Origin of the sequence: Hydrogenophaga sp. OTU3427 (assembly GCF_038440225.1) — a bacterium.
Lineage (GTDB): Bacteria > Pseudomonadota > Gammaproteobacteria > Burkholderiales > Burkholderiaceae_C > Hydrogenophaga.
The window spans coordinates 1-17,351 of record NZ_JASATI010000028.1 but is presented as its reverse complement, the minus strand read 5'-3'; the positions used below and the strand labels follow the sequence as shown (position 1 = coordinate 17,351).

The window sequence follows — 17,351 nt, the reverse complement described above, 5'->3', positions numbered from 1 at the left end:
ACTTAGAGCGCAGTCCAACTTTTAGGATCACCCCATGGAATCTCAACTGGGTATTGACGAAGTCGCCAGGCGCACAGGCCTGACAGCTCACACCCTCCGCTATTACGAACGCATCGGGCTGATCGCCCCTGTCGGTCGTGCCGCAGGAGGCCAGAGGCGTTACGCGGCATCGGACATGGCTTGGATCGAGTTCCTGCTGCGGTTGCGAACGACGCACATGCCCATTGGCAAGATGCAGGCGTTCGCAAAGCTACGTGGCGCTGGGGACCCGACGGTGCCGGATCGGCGCCAGATGTTGGAAGAACACTTGACGGACGTTCTTGCCGGCATCGAAGCGATGCGCCAATCCGCGGCAGCTTTGCAGGCGAAGATCGAACATTACCGTGCGATCGAGCAGTCCTTGGCGTCGGATTCAATCTCTGATGAAGGACATGTGAATGAACATGGAAAGTCGCTACGAGCGCGGGTTCGCAAAACTGCGTGAAATCGATGGTGAGGCTGGTGAGCGTGTCGTGCAGAGTCTGGCTGATATTGCCCCGGACTTTGCCCGCTACTTGATCGAATTTCCACTTGGGGACGTGTATTCCCGCCCTGGCCTGGATCTGAAAAGCCGTGAAATCGCGGTGGTCGCCGCCCTGACTGCACTGGGCAACGCAGCGCCCCAACTCAAGGTGCACATCCAGGGGGCACTCAATGTGGGCGTGACGCGCACGGAGATTGTCGAAACCATCATGCAGATGGCGGTCTACGCAGGCTTCCCTGCAGCTCTCAATGGGTTGACCGCCGCCAAGGAAGTCTTTTCATCGCCGGCACGACACAGAGGTTGACGCCAGATTCTGGTCGTGCATTCTGGTGGCATGGCCCGGGACGCCAACGCGGTTTTCCGTATGGCGTGGCTATGGGTCGGGGCTGATGTCAACGTGAAAGGAAAAAGCCGCCTGCGCGGATGCGCGGCGGCTTTTGTTTGTGCATGTGGGGCGGACGCTGGGTCCGCCACCTCACTGCCTCACTGGGTGTTGCCGGTCTGCTCGAAGGGCAGCACCATGTTGCGCAGGTCGCGGCGGGTTTCGACCAGCACCAGCGGACCATCGTCCAGCGCCACCACCGGCTTGGGTTCGCGCGGCACGTGGATGGGCTGGGGTTCGGCCGCGATGGCGGCTTGCACCAGTTGCACCTTGTGGAGGTCCGAGTGCACCCATTGCAGGCCGGAGTTTTGCGCGAGGGTTTCCAGCGGTGCCACGTCCAGCGCAAAGGCTTGTACCTTGGGCAAGCCGGCGGTCGTGGCAGGCACGGGGGCGGGTGCCGGCGCGGCCACAGGGGCCGGGGCGGACACCGGTGCGGCGGCAACCACCGCCGGCGCCACGGCTTCGACGAACAATGGCGCCTGAGCCGGGGCGACTGCGGGAGCCGCGGCCACGGGCGTGTTGCTCACCACGGCCGGTGCGTCCTGGGGGGCGGCGCTGGACTGGGTGAAGTAGGAACGGCGGCTGTTGCCTTCATCGGTCTCGACAGCGTCGTTCACGGCGGGTGCCGCGGCGGCCTCGCCAGAGGCGTCGGCGGTCTGGCCTGGTTCGGCGTTGTCCGGACGCGGGCGGCGTTCACGGCCATAACGGTCGCGGCTGCGGCGCTCGCGCGGTGCGCGTTGGGCGTCGCCGCCGTCTTGTGGTGCGTCGCCTTCCTGGCCCGGTTCATTGCCACCGACCTGCCCTTGGGCGGCCAGGGCGCCGTCGTCGCGCGGCAGGTCGCCCTGGGCGTCGCGGGACGGTGCGGCACCGTCCTCGGCGCCGGTGCGGCGTTCGCCACGGCGGCCACCCCGTTCGCGGCGTCCGCCTTCGCCACGCTCACCCCGCTCGGTGCGTTCGCGGCGCGGTGCGTCGGTGCCGGCGGCGGCGTTGTCCATGGACACGCCCTCGGTGGCCACCGCAGCGGCGGCGAGGTTCATTTCGCTGCTCTCGCGGGCGCCTTCCCGTCCACCATCGCGACCACCTTCACGGCGGCCATCGCGGCGACCCTCGTTGCGGCCTTCTCCGCGCGGTGGGCGGGCTTCGCCGCCACGGCGGCTGTCGCCCGGGGCGGTGCCCTGCGGCTGACCGCCCTGGCGTTCCGCGCCTTCGGTGCGCGCGCCACCGCGACCGCCACGGGCGCCGTCGCGGTTGCCTTCGCGACCGCTGTCGCGTCCGCCTTCACGGCTGTCGCTGCGGCCACCGCGGCCACCACGGCCACCGTCACGGCGGCCATCCTTGTTGACGCTGCTGGGGGCGCCGGCTGCGGTCGACGGCGTGGTCGCCGGTGCGGAAGCGGGCGAGGTTTCGGGGGCACCTCCCAGCAGGCGCTTGAGCCAGCCAAAGAAACCGCCACTCGCCGGCACCGGGGCCGACGCGGCGGGGGCGGCCGGCGCGCGCGTGGCGGGTGCTGCAGCCGGGGCGGGTGCCGCGGCAGGCTCGGCGCGGGCGGCCACGGGTGCGGGACCGTCGGGCAGCACGCCCTTGATCACCGGTTCCTGCTTGTTGGTGCGTTCCTGGCTGCGGCGCGTGACGGCGGTCACGTCCTCGACTTCCTCGGCCATCTTGTAGCTGGCGTCGAGGTTGTCCAGGCGCGGGTCGTCGTGTTTGATGCGCTCGAGCTTGTAGTGCGGGGTGTCCAGCGACTTGTTGGGCACCAGCAGCACGTTGATGCGCTGCTTGAGTTCGATCTTGGTGATCTCGGTGCGCTTTTCGTTGAGCAGGAAGCTGGCCACTTCGACCGGCACCTGCACGAACACGGCGGCCGTGCTGTCCTTGAGCGACTCTTCCTGGATGATGCGCAGGATCTGCAGCGCCGAGCTTTCGGTGTCGCGGATGTGGCCCGAGCCGCCGCAACGGGGGCAGGGGATGGAGGCGCCTTCGCTCAGCATGGGCTTGAGGCGCTGGCGGCTCATTTCCAGCAGGCCGAACTTGCTGATGGAGCCGAACTGCACGCGGGCGCGGTCCTGGCGCAGGGCGTCGCGCAGGCGGTTCTCGACCTCGCGGCGGTTCTTGCTCTCCTCCATGTCGATGAAGTCGATCACGATCAGGCCACCCAGATCGCGCAGGCGGGCCTGGCGCGCGACTTCGTCGGCGGCTTCCAGGTTGGTGCGGGTCGCGGTTTCCTCGATGTCGCCGCCCTTGATGGCGCGGGCCGAGTTGACGTCCACCGCCACCAGGGCTTCGGTCTGGTCGATCACGATGGCACCACCGCTGGGCAACTGCACGGTGCGGCTGTAGGCGGTCTCGATCTGGTGTTCGATCTGGAAGCGGCTGAACAGCGGTGCGTCGTCGCGGTAGCGCTTCACGCGGTGCCCGTGCTCGGGCATCACGTGGCTCATGAACTGGTGGGCCTGCTCGTAGATGTCATCGGTGTCGATCAGGATCTCGCCGATGTTGCTGTTGAAGTAGTCGCGGATGGCGCGAATCACCAGGCTGGATTCCTGGTAGATCAGGAAGGCGCCCTTGCCGGCCTTGGAGGCGCCGTCGATGGCGGTCCACAGCTTGAGCAGGTAGTTCAGGTCCCATTGCAGCTCGGGCGCCTCGCGGCCGATGCCGGCGGTGCGCGCGATGATGCTCATGCCGTTGGGGTATTCGAGCTGGTCCAGGGCCTGCTTGAGTTCCTGGCGCTCTTCACCCTCGATGCGACGGCTCACGCCACCGCCCCTCGGGTTGTTGGGCATCAGCACCACGTAACGGCCGGCCAGGCTGACGAAGGTGGTCAGGGCCGCGCCCTTGTTGCCGCGTTCTTCCTTCTCGACCTGGACCAGCAGTTCCTGGCCTTCCTTGATCACTTCGTTGATGCGGGCCTGCGAGGGCGAGGCATTGCCCTGGAAGTACTGGCGCGAGATTTCCTTGAAGGGCAGGAAACCGTGGCGTTCTTCGCCGTAGTCGACAAAACAGGCTTCCAGCGAGGGCTCGACACGCGTGACGACGGCCTTGTAGATGTTGCCCTTGCGCTGCTCGCGCCCTTCGATCTCGATTTCGTAGTCCAGCAGTTTCTGGCCGTCCACGATCGCCAGGCGGCGCTCTTCGGCCTGCGTGGCGTTGATCAGCATACGCTTCATGTGCGTTTTCCTCGTTGCAAACAATGCACAACGTGCACGGCCGCCGCAGCCCCAGGCTGGCGGGCGGTCGCTCACTCCGTGGCCCTTCAGGGGGCCGGGTGCCGTGAGTCAGCGCGAGTTGCGAACGAGGAGGGAATTGCCGGAGAGCGCAGAGCGGTCAGACGCTGGGGGCACACAGGTGCCGCGTCGATGACCCGCACTGGGCGTAGGCGCGTGGAGGTGGGCGAAACGTCAAAGAAGGCCACAAATCGGTGGGGAACACGGGATCTGCCTGCGTTGTCTCTGGGTTCACTTGGGTCCTCGGCCAGCCGGTGTCAGTCCATGGGACTGTGCCGGCTGGCCGATCGGGGTATTCCGTAATCGGGTTCACAAATCGTTTCGACTCGTCCGTCGGCCCACGCCCCCACCGCCGGCCAAAATGCCTATGGCGGAAGGGCGCGCCGAAGGATGTCGGCGTGTTCCATCCGAGCGCTGTGGGGTGACTGCCTTAAACTGCCGGCAAATCAAACACTTACACACGCGGCGGGAACGAGCCATTATAGGCCCCAGCCGCCATTTGCAGCGATTGCGGTTTCACCATGGCGTCAGCCGAAGTTCGTCACCTGTTTGTCGATGAAGAGTCGACCGGCCAACGCCTGGACAATTTCCTGATCCGGCATCTGAAAGGCGTGCCCAAGACGCTGGTTTACCGCATCATTCGGTCGGGGGAGGTGCGCATCAACAAAGGCCGCGCCAGCGCCGATACCCGGGTGAATGCCGGCGACGACATTCGGGTGCCGCCTTTGCGCATGAGCGAGAAGCCGGCGGTGTTGCCCGAAAATGCGGCGCCGCCGCGCGAATTTCCGATGCTTTTCGAAGATGCCACTTTCATGGCCATCGACAAACCGGCGGGGGTGGCGGTGCATGGCGGCAGCGGGGTGTCTTTTGGCGTCATCGAACAACTGCGCCAGGCCCGCCCGGGCGCCCCCCTGCTGGAATTGGTGCATCGACTGGACCGGGAAACCAGCGGCATCCTGCTGGTGGCCAAGAAAAAGAGCGCACTCAAGGCATTGCAAAACCAGTTCAGGGAACGCGAAACTGGAAAGACCTATTTGACATTGGTTCAGGGTATTTGGCCGGGCCGCAAAAAAGTCATTGACCAGGCCCTGCACAAATACCTGCAGGCCGATGGCGAACGCCGGGTCAGGGTGGTGCCGGCCGACGACCCCAATGGCATGCGTTCGGTCACCCTGGTGAAGGTGCGTGCCAGTGGCCGTCTGAGCGCGCTGGCGGGCACGCCCGAGGCCGATACGCTGTTCAGCCTGTTGGAAGTCACCATCAAGACCGGGCGCACCCACCAGATCCGTGTGCATTTGTCGCACGCCGGGCATCCGATTGTCGGCGATGACAAATACGGCGATTTTGAATTGAATCGCCGGATGAACAAACTCGGACTCAAGCGCATGTTTCTGCATGCCTGGCGGTTGACATTGCAACACCCGACCACGGCAGAGGTGATGGAAATGCGTTCGGAGTTGCCGGTTGAATTGGCGCCGTGGGCGGCATTGACGTAAATTTACCGTGAGCGATCTTTTTTCTGGGGAGAATGCTGGCCGAATTGTGTAAACTCGCGCCGCTTCCCCATTTTTATCAGGAGTTCACATGGCAACTTATTCCGAACTGGTCAATCAGGCACAGGCATTGATGGCGCAAGCCGAGCAGGTGCGCAAGCAGGAATTGGCGGCGGTGATTGCGGACATCAAGTCCAAGATGAAGGAATATGGCATTTCCGTGGCCGATCTGGGTGGCTCCGCTTCCACCGGCCGCAAGACCTCCAAGCCCAAGGCCGATGCGCGCGAAGCCAAGTACCGCGGCCCCAACGGCGAAACCTGGGCCGGTGGCCTGGGCCGCAAGCCGGAGTGGGTGCGTGCCCTGCTGGCCGCCGGCAAGAACATCGAAGATTTCCGCATCTGAGCGGCGTTCGCGCCTGACATCACAAGGGGCGCACAATGCGCCCTTTGTTGTTTCTTGACTCTTGTCCGCCATGACACACCGCCGGTTCGACCTCATCGCCTTCGACTGGGACGGCACCCTGTTCGACTCCACGGCGCTCATCACCCAGTCCATCCAGGCGGCGGTGTTGGACGTGGGCGGGCGCATGCCCAGCCGGGAGCAGGCCAGCTACGTGATCGGCATGGGGCTGATGCAGGCGCTGGCGCACGCGGCGCCGGACGTGCCACCCGAAAAATATGCCGAACTGGGCGCCCGCTACCGCCACCACTACAGCAGCCGGGCGGACGAGTTGAGCCTGTTCGACGGCGTCCTGCCCCTGCTGGCCGACCTCAAGGCCCGGCAGCACTGGCTGGCCGTGGCCACGGGAAAAAGCAGGCGCGGGCTGGACGAATGCCTGCGCGCAGCGCCGCTGCAGGGGGTGTTCGACGATTCACGCACCGCCGACGAAACCGCCGGCAAGCCGCACCCGCTGATGCTGCAGGAGCTGATGGCCGTGTGGGGCGTGCCGCCCGAACGCACCCTGATGATCGGCGACACCACCCATGACCTGCTGATGGCGCAGAACGCGGGTTGCGCGAGTGTGGGTGTGGCCTACGGCGCACACGACCACGCCGGCTTCGAGGCCCATGGCCCACTGTTCGTCGCACACTCGGTGCGCGAGCTGCACGACTGGCTGCTGAACAACGGTTAAGAACTTGTCCGTCAATTGGGGGGCCCGCCTAATTGACGGACAAGTTCTAAGCGCTCATCGGGCGTGGGTCACGCCGCCGTCGACCACCAGGGTTTCGCCAACGACGTAGTCGCCGGCCCGCGAGGCCAGGTAGATGGCCGCTGCCGCCAGGTCTTCGGGCTGGCCCACGCGCCCAGCCGGGATGCGGCGGCTGGTGTGTTCTTCCTCATCGCGCGCCGCGCGGTTCATGTCGGTGGGAAAGGCCCCGGGCGCGATGGCGTTGACCACGATCTGTTCGCCCACCAGTTGCAAGGCCATGCGCTTGGTCAGGTGGATCAGGCCGGCCTTGCTGGCCGCGTAGGGGTAGGTCTCCAGCGGGTTGACCGACAGACCGTCGATGGACGCGATGTGGATCACCTTGGCCGGGCGGCCGCTGGCCGTGGCGGCGGCGCGCAGTGCGGGCGCCAGTGCCTGGGTGAGGAAGAAGGGCGTCTTCAGGTTGAGATCCACCACCTTGTCCCAGCCGCTTTCCGGAAACGCATCAAAAGGCGCGGCCCAGGCGGCACCGGCGTTGTTGACCAGGATATCCAGCGTGGGCTCATGCCGCAGGTAGGCCTGCGTCAAGGCCGCGATGCCGGCGGCGCCGGACACATCGGCCGGCAGCGACACGCAGTGGCCCAGGACCGACAGTTCCCGGGCCGTGGCATCGCAGGCTTCGGCCTTGCGTGCGCTGATGTAGACCCGGGCGCCCTGGGCCAGGAAGCCCTCGGCGATCATGCGGCCGATGCCGCGCGAGCCGCCGGTGATGAGCGCTGTGCGGCCTTCGAGGGAAAACAGGTGGCGTGTGTCCATGGTCGGGTGTGGCTGCGGTGGGGATGCCGCCGAGCATAGGGTGGTGCCGGCGCGGCGGGCGTCACCTGGGCGCCAGACGGGCCTGTGCGGTATGCTCGCGCCCTCGCTTTTTGGCCGTTTGTGCCCGCTACCCCATGTTGCCGTTGCAGGAAATCTTGTTCTCCCAGGGCTTCGGCACCCGCCGCGTGTGCTGCGGTCTGGTGCAGCAGGGCCTGGTGCAGGTCGGGCCGGAGCGCACGCCCTGCGACGATCCCTGGACCGAATTCGAGACGCAGGGCCTGGTGTTCACGGTCCAGGGCCGGGACTGGGCTTTTCACGAACGCGCCTACCTGATGCTGCACAAGCCGGCCGGGCATGAATGTTCACAAAAACCCAGTAACCACCCCAGCATCTTCACGCTGCTGCCCGGGCCGCTTCGCGCGCGTGGCGGTGGCGCGGCGGCCGGCGTGCAGCCGGTCGGGCGGCTGGACCAGGACACCACGGGCATGCTGCTGATGTCGGACGATGGCGCCTTCATTCACCGCATGACCTCGCCGCGCCACCACGTACCCAAGGTCTATGAGGTGGGCGTCAAGCACGCGCTGGACGACAAGCAGGTGTCGCGCCTGCTGGACGGCGTGGTGCTGGACGACGACCCCCGGCCGGTGCGTGCCGCTGCCTGCGAGGCGGTGGCGCCGCTGCACCTGCGGCTGACCCTGACCGAGGGCAAATACCACCAGGTCAAGCGCATGGTGGCCGCCGTGGGCAACCGGGTCGAAACCCTGCACCGCTCGCGCATCGGCGACCTGGATTTGCCGGCCGATCTGCCGCCCGGCGCCTGGCGCTGGCTCACCGCCGACGAGGTGGCGGCCCTGTCCAAGAAGCAGCCCGCCTCAGGCAAGGCCTGAGACAAACGCCATCACCCGCTCTGTGAGCGCGTCGAACTGGTCGCGGTGGGGGCTGTGGCCGCAGTCGGGCAGTTCCAGCCGCTGGGCCTGGGGCACGGCCTGGGCGACGGCGTCGAGCTGGGCCAGGGTGCCGTACTCGTCCTTCAGGCCTTGCACCGCCAGCAGCGGGCCTGCGATGTCGCGGCAGATGGCGCGGATGTCGAAGGCGCGAAAGGCTTCGGACAGCCAGATGTCGTTCCATTGCCAGAAGGCGTTGTCCACATCCGCATGGTGGCGAGCCAGGCGGCTGCGCAGACCCTGCTGCCCGCCGCTGGCGAGGTAGGTTTCGCGCGCCTCGGCGATGGCCTTCAGGGCGATGTCCTCGATCATGAGGTGCGGCGCCATCACCACGCAGCCGGCCACGGGGCGGCGCGCGGCGTGCAGCAGCGCAATGGTGGCGCCATCGGAGTGGCCCACCAGCACCGGGCGTTCGACCCGCAGGGCCTGGAGCAGCCGGGGCAACACCCGCCAGGCTTCGTGGTGCATGTAGTGGGTCGTGTGGCGGCCGCTGGACCACAGCCCGTTCGGTGGCGCGGCCCGGTGCTCGCCGCGCACATCGGGAATCGGGTCCGAGCGTCCGTAACCCCGGCGCGAATATAGCCAGCCGGCCCGGCCGGTGGCGGCACACAGGGCTTGTGGCCAGTCGCGCCCGCGCTGGGTCCACAGGGACACGCTGCCCAGGCCTTCGTGCAGGAACACCAGGGGGGCCAGATCGGACGCGCCGTCGATGTGGCGCACTTCAAGCGTCACGCCGTCCAGGGCGATGTGTGGGGGCAGGGCAGGGCTGGGCATCGCGGCATCGTAGCGGTTCCGATGTATTCTTGAACCATGGGTTTGATCTTTGATTCGTTCTGGCGTGCCACCGCCTACTGCCTGCACCCGCGCGTGATCGCGCTGTCGGTGCTGCCGCTGATCCTGATGGTGGGGCTGTCTTTTGCGCTGGGTTATTTCTTCTGGGAACCGGCCGTCAGCGCGGTCGCCGGGTGGCTGCAGAGCTACGCCCTGATGGAGACCTTCCTGGCCTGGCTCGACCAAGTCGGCGCGGGGGCTTTCCGCGCCGTGTTCGCGCCGCTGCTGGTGCTGGTGGCGGCCACGCCCGTCATCGTGTTCGTCACCCTGCTGCTGGTGGCGGTGAGCATGACGCCGGCCATGGTCGAGCTGGTGGCCCAGCGGCGGTTTGCGTCGCTGGAACGCAAGCAGGGCGGTGGCTTGCTGGCCAGCGTGCTGTGGTCCCTGGGCTCCACCGTGCTGGCCGTGCTGGCCATGGTGTTGTCCATGCCGCTGTGGCTGGTGCCGCCTCTCGTGCTGGTGTTGCCACCGCTGATCTGGGGTTGGCTGACCTACCGCGTGTTCGCCTTTGATGCCCTGGCCGCGCACGCCAGCAAGGACGAGCGCCGTGCGCTGATCATGGGGCACCGCGGGCCGCTGCTGACGATGGGCGTCATCACCGGCTTTCTGGGAGCTGCGCCCGGCCTGCTGTGGGCCTCGGGCGCCATGTTCATCGCCATGGCACCCTTGCTGGTGCCCTTGGCCATCTGGATCTACACCCTGGTTTTCGCCTTTGCCTCGCTGTGGTTTGCCCACTACCTGCTGGCCGCGCTGGAGCGGCGGCGCCAGCAGCAAGCCCTGGTGCCCGCCGCGGCACCGGCCAGCGGCTCGGCCGGTGTGCCGCAGCCCGAGATCATCGACGTGGTGGCCAAACCCGTTCCCTCCGCCACGCCGGCCTTGCCCGGCCAGCCTCAGCCATGAACGCCAGCACACCAGAAGCCGCGTCGGCGGTGCCCGACATCGGCCTCGTCATCGTCGGCGACGAAATCCTTTCGGGCAAACGCGCCGACAAGCACCTGAGCAAGACCATCGAATTGCTGGGCGAGCGTGGCCTGACGCTCAGTTGGGCACGCTACGTGGGCGACGACCGGCGCCAGATCACGGCCGCCTTGCGCGACGCGTTCGCGCAGCCGGGCATCGTCTTTTCCTGTGGTGGCATCGGCGCCACGCCCGACGACCACACGCGCCAGTGCGCCGCCGCCGCGCTGGACCGGCCGCTGGTGTTGCACCCGCAGGCACGCGACCTGATTCTGGAGCGCATGCAGGACGTGGCCAAGGAGCAGGGACTGCCCTATGAGCCTGAGCGTTCCGACAACCAGCACCGCCTCAACATGGGCGTGTTTCCCGAGGGCGCGGCCATCGTGCCCAACCCCTACAACAAGATTCCGGGCTTTCAGTGCCAGGGCGCGGGCGGCGGCACCGTGTTTTTCCTGCCCGGTTTTCCGGTGATGGCCTGGCCCATGATGGCCTGGGCGCTGGACACGCATTGCAGCGCCTGGTTCCATCGGCAACGCTGGGTCGAACGCTCTGTGATCGTTTTTGGTGCAATGGAGGCCAGCCTGACGCCCCTGATGGAGCGCATCGAGGCCGAACACGCGGGCATCAAGGTGTTCAGCCTGCCCAGCGTGGACCACGCGGAATATGGTCGCCACATCGAATTGGGTGTCAAAGGCGACGAGATCGGCAGTCTGCCGGCTTTTGAGGCTCTCAAGGCCGGGCTGTTGGCTTTTGGTGCACCCATGGGCCCCGAGATGGTGCGCTGAGGGTGTTCGTTGCAAAACAGATGCATCTTTTTGGTGCATTTGTGGGCCTGATCAAATGTTTGTGCTCGTTGGGGCCCGGCGGCAGAACCACCGGCGCCAGCGTGCACAATATTGAGTCTGACGCAGCGACCGGCGTGCCACACCAAGGTGCGCGCTGGCACAAAAGCTGCTTCACTCATTCCCGTCATTCCACTTTTTACCCAACCTGTACCAGGAGAGTTTCTGATGGCCAAGACCGTCGCTGACGTGATGCAAATGGTGAAGGACAACGAAGTCAAGTTCGTTGATTTCCGTTTCACCGATACCCGCGGCAAGGAGCAGCACGTCACCGTGCCGGTGTCGCACTTCGACGAGGACAAGTTCAGCTCTGGCCATGCGTTCGATGGCTCCTCGGTGGCCGGCTGGAAGGGCATCGAAGCGTCGGACATGCAACTCATGCCCGACCCGAACACCGCCAACATCGACCCCTTCTTCGAAGAGACCACGCTGTTCCTGCAGTGCGACGTGATCGAGCCGGGCGACGGCAAGGCCTACGACCGCGATCCGCGTTCCATCGCCAAGCGCGCCGAAGCCTACCTGAAGGCCTCGGGCCTGGGCGACACCGCCTTCTTCGGACCGGAACCTGAATTCTTCATCTTCGACGGCGTGCGCTGGAGCAATGAACCCGGCAAGGTCATGTTCGAGATCGAAGAATACGAAGCCCCATGGAACTCGGGCGCCAAGCTCGAAGGCGGCAACCGCGGCCACCGTCCCACCGTCAAGGGCGGCTACTTCCCCGTGCCCCCGGTCGACAGCACGCAGGACATGCGCGCCGAGATGTCCCTGATCCTCGAATCCCTGGGCATCCCCGTTGAAGTGTTCCACCACGAAGTGGCGGGCGCTGGCCAGAACGAAATCGGCACCAAGTTCAGCACGCTGGTCGAGCGCGCCGACTGGACGCAGGTCCTGAAGTACGTGGTCTGGAACGTGGCCAACGCCTACGGCAAGACCGCCACCTTCATGCCCAAGCCCTACGCTGGCGACAACGGCTCGGGCATGCACGTGCACCAGTCGATCTGGAAAGACGGCAAGAACCTGTTCGCCGGTGACGGTTACGCCGGCCTGTCGGACTTCGCGCTGTACTACATCGGTGGCATCATCAAGCACGCCCGTGCCCTGAACGCCATCACCAACCCCGGCACCAACAGCTACAAGCGCCTGGTGCCCGGCTTCGAAGCCCCGGTGAAGCTGGCCTACTCGGCCCGCAACCGCTCGGCCTCGATCCGCATTCCGTATGTGGCCAACCCCAAGGGCCGCCGCATCGAAGCGCGTTTCCCCGATCCTTCGGCCAACCCCTACCTGTGCTTCTCGGCACTGATGATGGCCGGTCTGGACGGCGTGGAAAACAAGATCCACCCGGGCGAAGCCGCCACCAAGGACCTGTACCACCTGCCGCCCGAAGAGGACAAGCTGGTGCCCACCGTCTGCCACAGCCTGGACCAGGCGCTGGACTACCTGGACAAGGACCGCGCCTTCCTGACCAAGGGCAACGTGTTCACCGACTCCATGCTGGACGCCTACATCGAGCTGAAGATGGGCGAAGTCACGCGTTTCCGCATGGCACCGCACCCGGTCGAATACGACATGTACTACAGCCTGTAAACCAGGTAACCGTGGTGCAAAGGGACGGCTTCGGCCGTCCCTTTTTGTTTTCTCGCCCAGAGTGCGGGGCACTTTTGGGCGATACTGGAATTCACCATTTCAGGCCGGTCTGCCACGCTGCGCAGTTTCTGGAACGTTCGACATGCCCGACCCCGCGATGAAACCTCTTCTCCCCGCTTTTGGCTGGCGCACCGCCTGGCTGGCCGTGTTGTGGCTGGCCACCGCGGTGCCGGTGCTGGCCCAGGACCGCATCTACCGCTGCGGCAACGAGTACACCAACGATCCGGGCGACGCCAAGGCGCGGGGTTGCCGCGTGGTGGAAGGGGGCAACGTCACCGTGATCCAGGGCGTCAAGCCTGCGGCGCCGGCCGCCGCTTCGGGCGGCGGCGGTGCAGCCCGCTCGGCGCCACCGTCGGGCGCGGCGCGCAACGACAACGAGCGGGTGGACGCCAATGCGCAGCGCGCGCGTGACGCCGATGCGCGGGCCATCCTTGAAGCCGAGCTGCGCAAGGCCGAAAGCCGCCTGACCGGCCTCAAGGCCGAATACAACAACGGCGAGCCCGAGAAGCGCGGGCCCGAATTCCGCAACCACCAGATGTACCTCGACCGCGTGGCCGAACTCAAGGCTGGCGTCGCGCGGGCGCAGAGCGATGTGGAAGGCATCAGGCGCGAGCTGGCCCGGCTGCCCAACGCCCAGGCCGCCTCCACCGCGCCTGCGCCGCGCTGAGGCGCCGTGTTCTCGGTCCTTCCGAACGACGACCCACACCACATGATCGGACTGAAAAAGAAGAAGGTCTTGCCGACGCAGCGTTTCCAGTCGCTGGACCTGCTGGCCACCCTGGTGGCGGTGGTGGACGGGGACGGGCAGGTGCTGTTCGCCAACGCCGCGCTCGAGGATGCGCTGGGTATTTCGCGCCGCAGCATCACCGGCACCCATTTCCCCGACTGCTTCACCGAACCCCAACTGCTCAAGAACGCCCTGGCCGGGGCCCGGGGCAACGAGTTCGCGGCGCTGCGCTACGACGCCCGCCTCAAGCGCGTGGCCCACGACGTGCTGCCAGTGCACGTGGTGGTGGCCCAGACCGACGTGGTGGGCGAGGTGGTGGTGGAGCTGCTGCCGCTGGAGCAGCAGGCCCGCCAGGAACGTGAGGAGCGCCTGATCGACCAGGCCCAGGCCAACAAGGAGTTGATCCGCAACCTCGCGCACGAGATCAAGAACCCGCTCGGTGGCATACGTGGCGCGGCGCAGCTGCTGCAGATGGACCTGGAGTCCAAGGACCTGATCGAATACACCCAGGTCATCATCCACGAGGCCGACCGCCTGCAGTCGCTGGTGGATCGCCTGCTGGCGCCGCATCGGCGTCCGCATGTGGTGGGAGACGTCAACATCCACGAGGTCTGCGAACGCGTGCGCTCGCTGATCCTGGCCGAGTTCCCCAAGGGCCTGCGCGTGGTGCGCGACTACGACACCTCCATCCCCGAGTTCCGCGGCGACCGAGAGCAGTTGATCCAGGCCGTTCTCAACATCGCCCACAACGCGGCCCAGGCGCTGGCCGCACGCATCGCGGCGGGCGACGCGCAGATCCGTTTTCGCACGCGCGTCGGCCGCCAGGTGACATTTGGCAAACAGCGCTATCGGTTGGCACTGGAATTGCATGTGATTGACAACGGGCCCGGCGTGCCGGACTCGATCAAGGACCGCATCTTCTTTCCCCTGGTGTCAGGGCGGGATGGCGGGTCTGGCCTGGGGCTGACGCTGGCTCAAACCTTCGTACAGCAGCACCATGGCCTGATCGAGTGCGACAGTGAGCCGGGCCGCACCGACTTCAAGCTGCTGATTCCATTGCCTTGAGTTCGGTGTTGTTCAACACAATGAGGCGACTCGAAAGGCAGGGAACACCCGCATGAAACCCATCTGGATCGTGGATGACGACCAATCGATTCGCTTCGTGCTGGAGAAGGCCTTGGCGCGCGAGGAGCTGCCGACCCGCAGCTTCACCCACCCGCAGGAGGTGCTGAGCGCGCTGGACGAAGCCGGCGATGGCGAAGGCGAAGGGCCGCAGATTCTGGTCAGCGACATCCGCATGCCGGGGGGCTCGGGGCTGGACCTGCTGGAGCAGGTCAAGAAGCGCCTGCCCGGGCTGCCGGTCATCATCATGACCGCCTTCTCCGACCTGGACAGCGCGGTGTCGGCCTTCCAGGGCGGCGCCTTCGAGTACCTGCCCAAGCCCTTCGACTTGCCCAAGGCGGTCGAGCTGATCCGCCGCGCCGTCGATGAAAGCCAGCGCGAAGAAGTCTCCGAAGAACGCATGGTCGCCGCGCCCGAAATGCTGGGCCAGGCACCGGCCATGCAAGACGTGTTCCGCGCCATCGGCCGGCTCTCGCAGAGCAACGTCACGGTGCTGATCACCGGCGAATCGGGCTCGGGCAAGGAGCTGGTGGCGCGCGCGCTGCACAAGCACTCGCCGCGCGCCAACGGTCCCTTCGTGGCCATCAACACCGCGGCCATCCCCAAGGACCTGCTGGAAAGCGAACTCTTCGGCCACGAACGCGGGGCCTTCACGGGCGCCCAGACCATGCGCCGCGGCCGCTTCGAACAGGCCGAGGGCGGTACCTTGTTCCTCGACGAAATCGGCGACATGCCCTTCGACCTGCAGACCCGCCTGTTGCGCGTGCTGTCGGATGGCCATTTCTACCGCGTCGGCGGACACAGCGCCGTCAAGGCCCACGTGCGGGTGATCGCCGCCACCCACCAGAACCTGGAGCAGCGTGTCAAGGAAGGCAGCTTCCGCGAGGACTTGTTCCACCGCCTCAACGTGATCCGGCTGCGCCTGCCCGCCCTGCGCGAACGGCGCGAGGACGTGCCCGTGCTCACGCGCTATTTCCTGCAGCAGAGCGCCACCCAGCTGGGCGTGGAGCCCAAGCGCATCTCGGATGCCGCACTGCAGGTGCTGGGCACCTTCGAGTTCCCGGGCAACGTGCGCCAGCTCGAAAACATCTGCCACTGGCTGACCGTGATGGCACCGGCCCAGGTGATCGACACCAAGGACCTGCCGCCCGAGGTGCTGGGTGGCAACGCCCCCGTGAGCATGCCGTCGCTGGAGTTCGTGTCCGAGCCCCCGCAGGGAGTCATCGGGCTGCCTGTTGGCGAGATGCCCCACGCCTGGCCAGCGAGCCAGGGCGAGCCGGCCGCGTCGGGTGGCGACTGGGAGGCCGACCTGCAGGTCGAGGCGCAACGGCTGCTGGCCGAGGGCCGCACCGACGTGTGGGACGTGCTGACGCGCCGTTTCGAGACCCGGCTGATCCAGACCGCGCTGGCCAGCACCCGTGGGCGCCGCATCGAGGCCGCGCACAAGCTGGGCATCGGCCGCAACACCATCACCCGCAAGATCCAGGAATTGCACCTGGAGGAGTGATGGTGCCCCCATGCTCCGCCGCTGTGCGGGTCGCTGCCCCCCGAGGGGGCTGATCCGGCTTGGGGCGGCCCGGCGCCGGGTCGTGGCCCCCGTGCTCCGCCGCTGTGCGGATCGCTGCCCCCTAGGGGGGGCTGGGCCGCCTTGGGAGCGGCCCGGCGCCGGCCCGGGCTTCACGCGTCGGCGCTGTTGCCTTCTAGTCCAGCGTCATCACCACCGGTGCGTGGTCGCTGGGCCGTTCGTTCTTGCGCGGTGCCCTGTCGATCGCGCAGGCGCTGGCGCGGGCCTTGAGCGCATCGCTCACCAGGATGTGGTCGATGCGCAGGCCGCGGTTGCGGCGGAAGGCAAAGTCGCGGTAGTCCCACCACGAGTAGCTCTTGTCTGGCTGCGGGAACAGGCGCAAGCCGTCGTGCAGGCCGAGCGCGATCAGCGCCCGCAGGTGGTAGCGCTCTTCCTCGGTGCAGTGGATGGTGTCGCGCAGGCCTTCGGGGTCCCAGACGTCGGCATCGTCGAAGGTGATGTTGTAGTCGCCCATGAGCACCAGCTGCGGGTGGCGGCGCATTTCGTCACGCACCCAGGCGCGCAAGGCTTCGAGCCAGTGCATCTTGTAGTCGAACTTCTCGCTGCCCGGCTCCTGCCCATTGGGGAAATAAGCGCCGATCACCCGCACGCCATCGACCGTGGCGCACAGCACCCGCGACTGCTCATCGGCAAAACCCGGGATGTTGCGGATCACGTCCTGCGCGGGCGTCTTGGTCAACAGCGCCACGCCGTTGTAGGTCTTCTGGCCAAACACCTGGGCCTGGTAGCCCAGCGCGGCCAGCGCCTCGTGCGGAAACTTGTCGTCGGTGAGCTTGAGTTCCTGCAAGGCCAGGACATCGACCGGGTTGGCCTGCAGCCAGTCGAGCACTTGGGGCAGGCGCACGTTGAGGGAGTTGATGTTCCAGGTCGCAAGCTTCATGTGGAGGAAACGGTTTGACGCCAACGGGCGGGGCGCCGCAGGCACGGCGAGCGTTGCATGATAGCCAGTCGCGGTTCCTCTCGCGGCGTTCCCCGCGACCCGGTGGCGGCTCAGCCCGCCGGTGATCCCTCCTGGGCCAGCCGGGACAGCGCCGACCCCCGGTCGCGCAGAAATTCCCGCAGCAAAGCGGTGTACCGCGCATGCGCGGCGCCACGCACGGACGGGGGCGCGGCCCC

The 17,351-nt window shown here is 66.6% G+C and carries 16 protein-coding genes; 12 read left to right on the top strand and 4 right to left on the bottom strand.

The window, feature by feature from the left end; translation table 11 throughout:
• Positions 1-34 precede the first annotated feature (34 nt).
• Both AAHB17_RS16020 and AAHB17_RS16015 read left to right on the top strand, forming a co-directional pair.
• Entirely contained in the window at positions 35-484 is a 450-nt protein-coding gene (locus AAHB17_RS16020) for a MerR family transcriptional regulator (RefSeq protein WP_342131638.1), read from the top strand.
• Positions 438-827 carry a carboxymuconolactone decarboxylase family protein gene (locus AAHB17_RS16015; RefSeq protein ID WP_342131637.1) on the top strand — a complete coding sequence of 130 codons (390 nt, stop codon included), beginning with the start codon at positions 438-440 and terminating at the stop codon, positions 825-827. Before AAHB17_RS16020 ends, AAHB17_RS16015 begins: the two co-directional genes overlap by 47 nt.
• A 179-nt stretch (positions 828-1,006) precedes the next feature.
• Here AAHB17_RS16015 and AAHB17_RS16010 read toward each other — a convergent pair whose 3' ends face one another.
• Positions 1,007-4,069 carry an Rne/Rng family ribonuclease gene (locus AAHB17_RS16010; protein WP_342131636.1) on the bottom strand — a complete coding sequence of 1,021 codons (3,063 nt, stop codon included), beginning with the start codon at positions 4,067-4,069 and terminating at the stop codon, positions 1,007-1,009.
• Positions 4,070-4,647: 578 nt separating this feature from the next.
• On the opposite strand from AAHB17_RS16010, the gene AAHB17_RS16005 reads away from it, so the two are divergent.
• The 3 genes from AAHB17_RS16005 to AAHB17_RS15995 all read left to right on the top strand — a co-directional run bounded on the left by AAHB17_RS16005 (position 4,648) and on the right by AAHB17_RS15995 (position 6,752).
• On the top strand, positions 4,648-5,622 hold the full coding sequence (locus AAHB17_RS16005) for an RluA family pseudouridine synthase (RefSeq protein ID WP_342131635.1): 975 nt from the start codon (positions 4,648-4,650) through the stop codon (positions 5,620-5,622).
• 88 nt (positions 5,623-5,710) lie between these two features.
• The gene (locus tag AAHB17_RS16000; RefSeq protein WP_342131634.1) at positions 5,711-6,022 is read left to right on the top strand and encodes an H-NS histone family protein; all 312 of its coding nucleotides are present in this window, start codon (positions 5,711-5,713) and stop codon (positions 6,020-6,022) included.
• A 70-nt stretch (positions 6,023-6,092) separates the two neighbouring features.
• Positions 6,093-6,752 (top strand): HAD family hydrolase, encoded by a 660-nt coding sequence (locus AAHB17_RS15995; RefSeq protein WP_342131633.1) that lies wholly within the window; start codon positions 6,093-6,095, stop codon positions 6,750-6,752.
• Between the two features lie 54 nt (positions 6,753-6,806).
• Here AAHB17_RS15995 and AAHB17_RS15990 read toward each other — a convergent pair whose 3' ends face one another.
• Positions 6,807-7,583 (bottom strand): SDR family oxidoreductase, encoded by a 777-nt coding sequence (locus AAHB17_RS15990; RefSeq protein ID WP_342131632.1) that lies wholly within the window; start codon positions 7,581-7,583, stop codon positions 6,807-6,809.
• 137 nt (positions 7,584-7,720) lie between these two features.
• Here AAHB17_RS15990 and AAHB17_RS15985 point away from each other — a divergent pair, with 137 nt between their 5' ends.
• Positions 7,721-8,470, top strand: a complete 750-nt coding sequence (locus AAHB17_RS15985; RefSeq protein ID WP_342131683.1) for a 16S rRNA pseudouridine(516) synthase — start codon at positions 7,721-7,723, stop codon at positions 8,468-8,470.
• On the opposite strand, the gene AAHB17_RS15980 is transcribed toward AAHB17_RS15985, so the two are convergent.
• Positions 8,456-9,301 carry an alpha/beta fold hydrolase gene (locus tag AAHB17_RS15980; protein WP_342131631.1) on the bottom strand — a complete coding sequence of 282 codons (846 nt, stop codon included), beginning with the start codon at positions 9,299-9,301 and terminating at the stop codon, positions 8,456-8,458. The genes AAHB17_RS15985 and AAHB17_RS15980 overlap by 15 nt on opposite strands.
• 36 nt (positions 9,302-9,337) lie before the next feature.
• Here AAHB17_RS15980 and AAHB17_RS15975 point away from each other — a divergent pair, with 36 nt between their 5' ends.
• From AAHB17_RS15975 to ntrC, 6 genes are all read left to right on the top strand, one after another.
• Entirely contained in the window at positions 9,338-10,258 is a 921-nt protein-coding gene (locus AAHB17_RS15975) for an EI24 domain-containing protein (protein WP_342131630.1), read from the top strand.
• Positions 10,255-11,100 (top strand): competence/damage-inducible protein A, encoded by an 846-nt coding sequence (locus AAHB17_RS15970; RefSeq protein WP_342131629.1) that lies wholly within the window; start codon positions 10,255-10,257, stop codon positions 11,098-11,100. The genes AAHB17_RS15975 and AAHB17_RS15970 overlap by 4 nt, the downstream gene beginning before the upstream one ends.
• Positions 11,101-11,325: 225 nt before the next feature.
• A complete protein-coding gene (glnA, locus tag AAHB17_RS15965; protein ID WP_342131628.1) occupies positions 11,326-12,741 on the top strand; it encodes a type I glutamate--ammonia ligase in 1,416 nt (471 codons plus the stop codon).
• Between the two features lie 157 nt (positions 12,742-12,898).
• A complete protein-coding gene (locus AAHB17_RS15960; RefSeq protein WP_342131627.1) occupies positions 12,899-13,468 on the top strand; it encodes a hypothetical protein in 570 nt (189 codons plus the stop codon).
• A gap of 42 nt (positions 13,469-13,510) precedes the next feature.
• Complete coding sequence (glnL, locus tag AAHB17_RS15955) at positions 13,511-14,593, top strand: nitrogen regulation protein NR(II) (RefSeq protein WP_342131626.1); 1,083 nt, start codon at positions 13,511-13,513, stop codon at positions 14,591-14,593.
• 52 nt (positions 14,594-14,645) lie between these two features.
• Entirely contained in the window at positions 14,646-16,157 is a 1,512-nt protein-coding gene (gene ntrC / locus AAHB17_RS15950; RefSeq protein WP_342131625.1) for a nitrogen regulation protein NR(I), read from the top strand.
• A gap of 193 nt (positions 16,158-16,350) precedes the next feature.
• Here ntrC and xth read toward each other — a convergent pair whose 3' ends face one another.
• A complete protein-coding gene (gene xth, locus AAHB17_RS15945; protein ID WP_342131624.1) occupies positions 16,351-17,115 on the bottom strand; it encodes an exodeoxyribonuclease III in 765 nt (254 codons plus the stop codon).
• Positions 17,116-17,351: the final 236 nt, after the last annotated feature.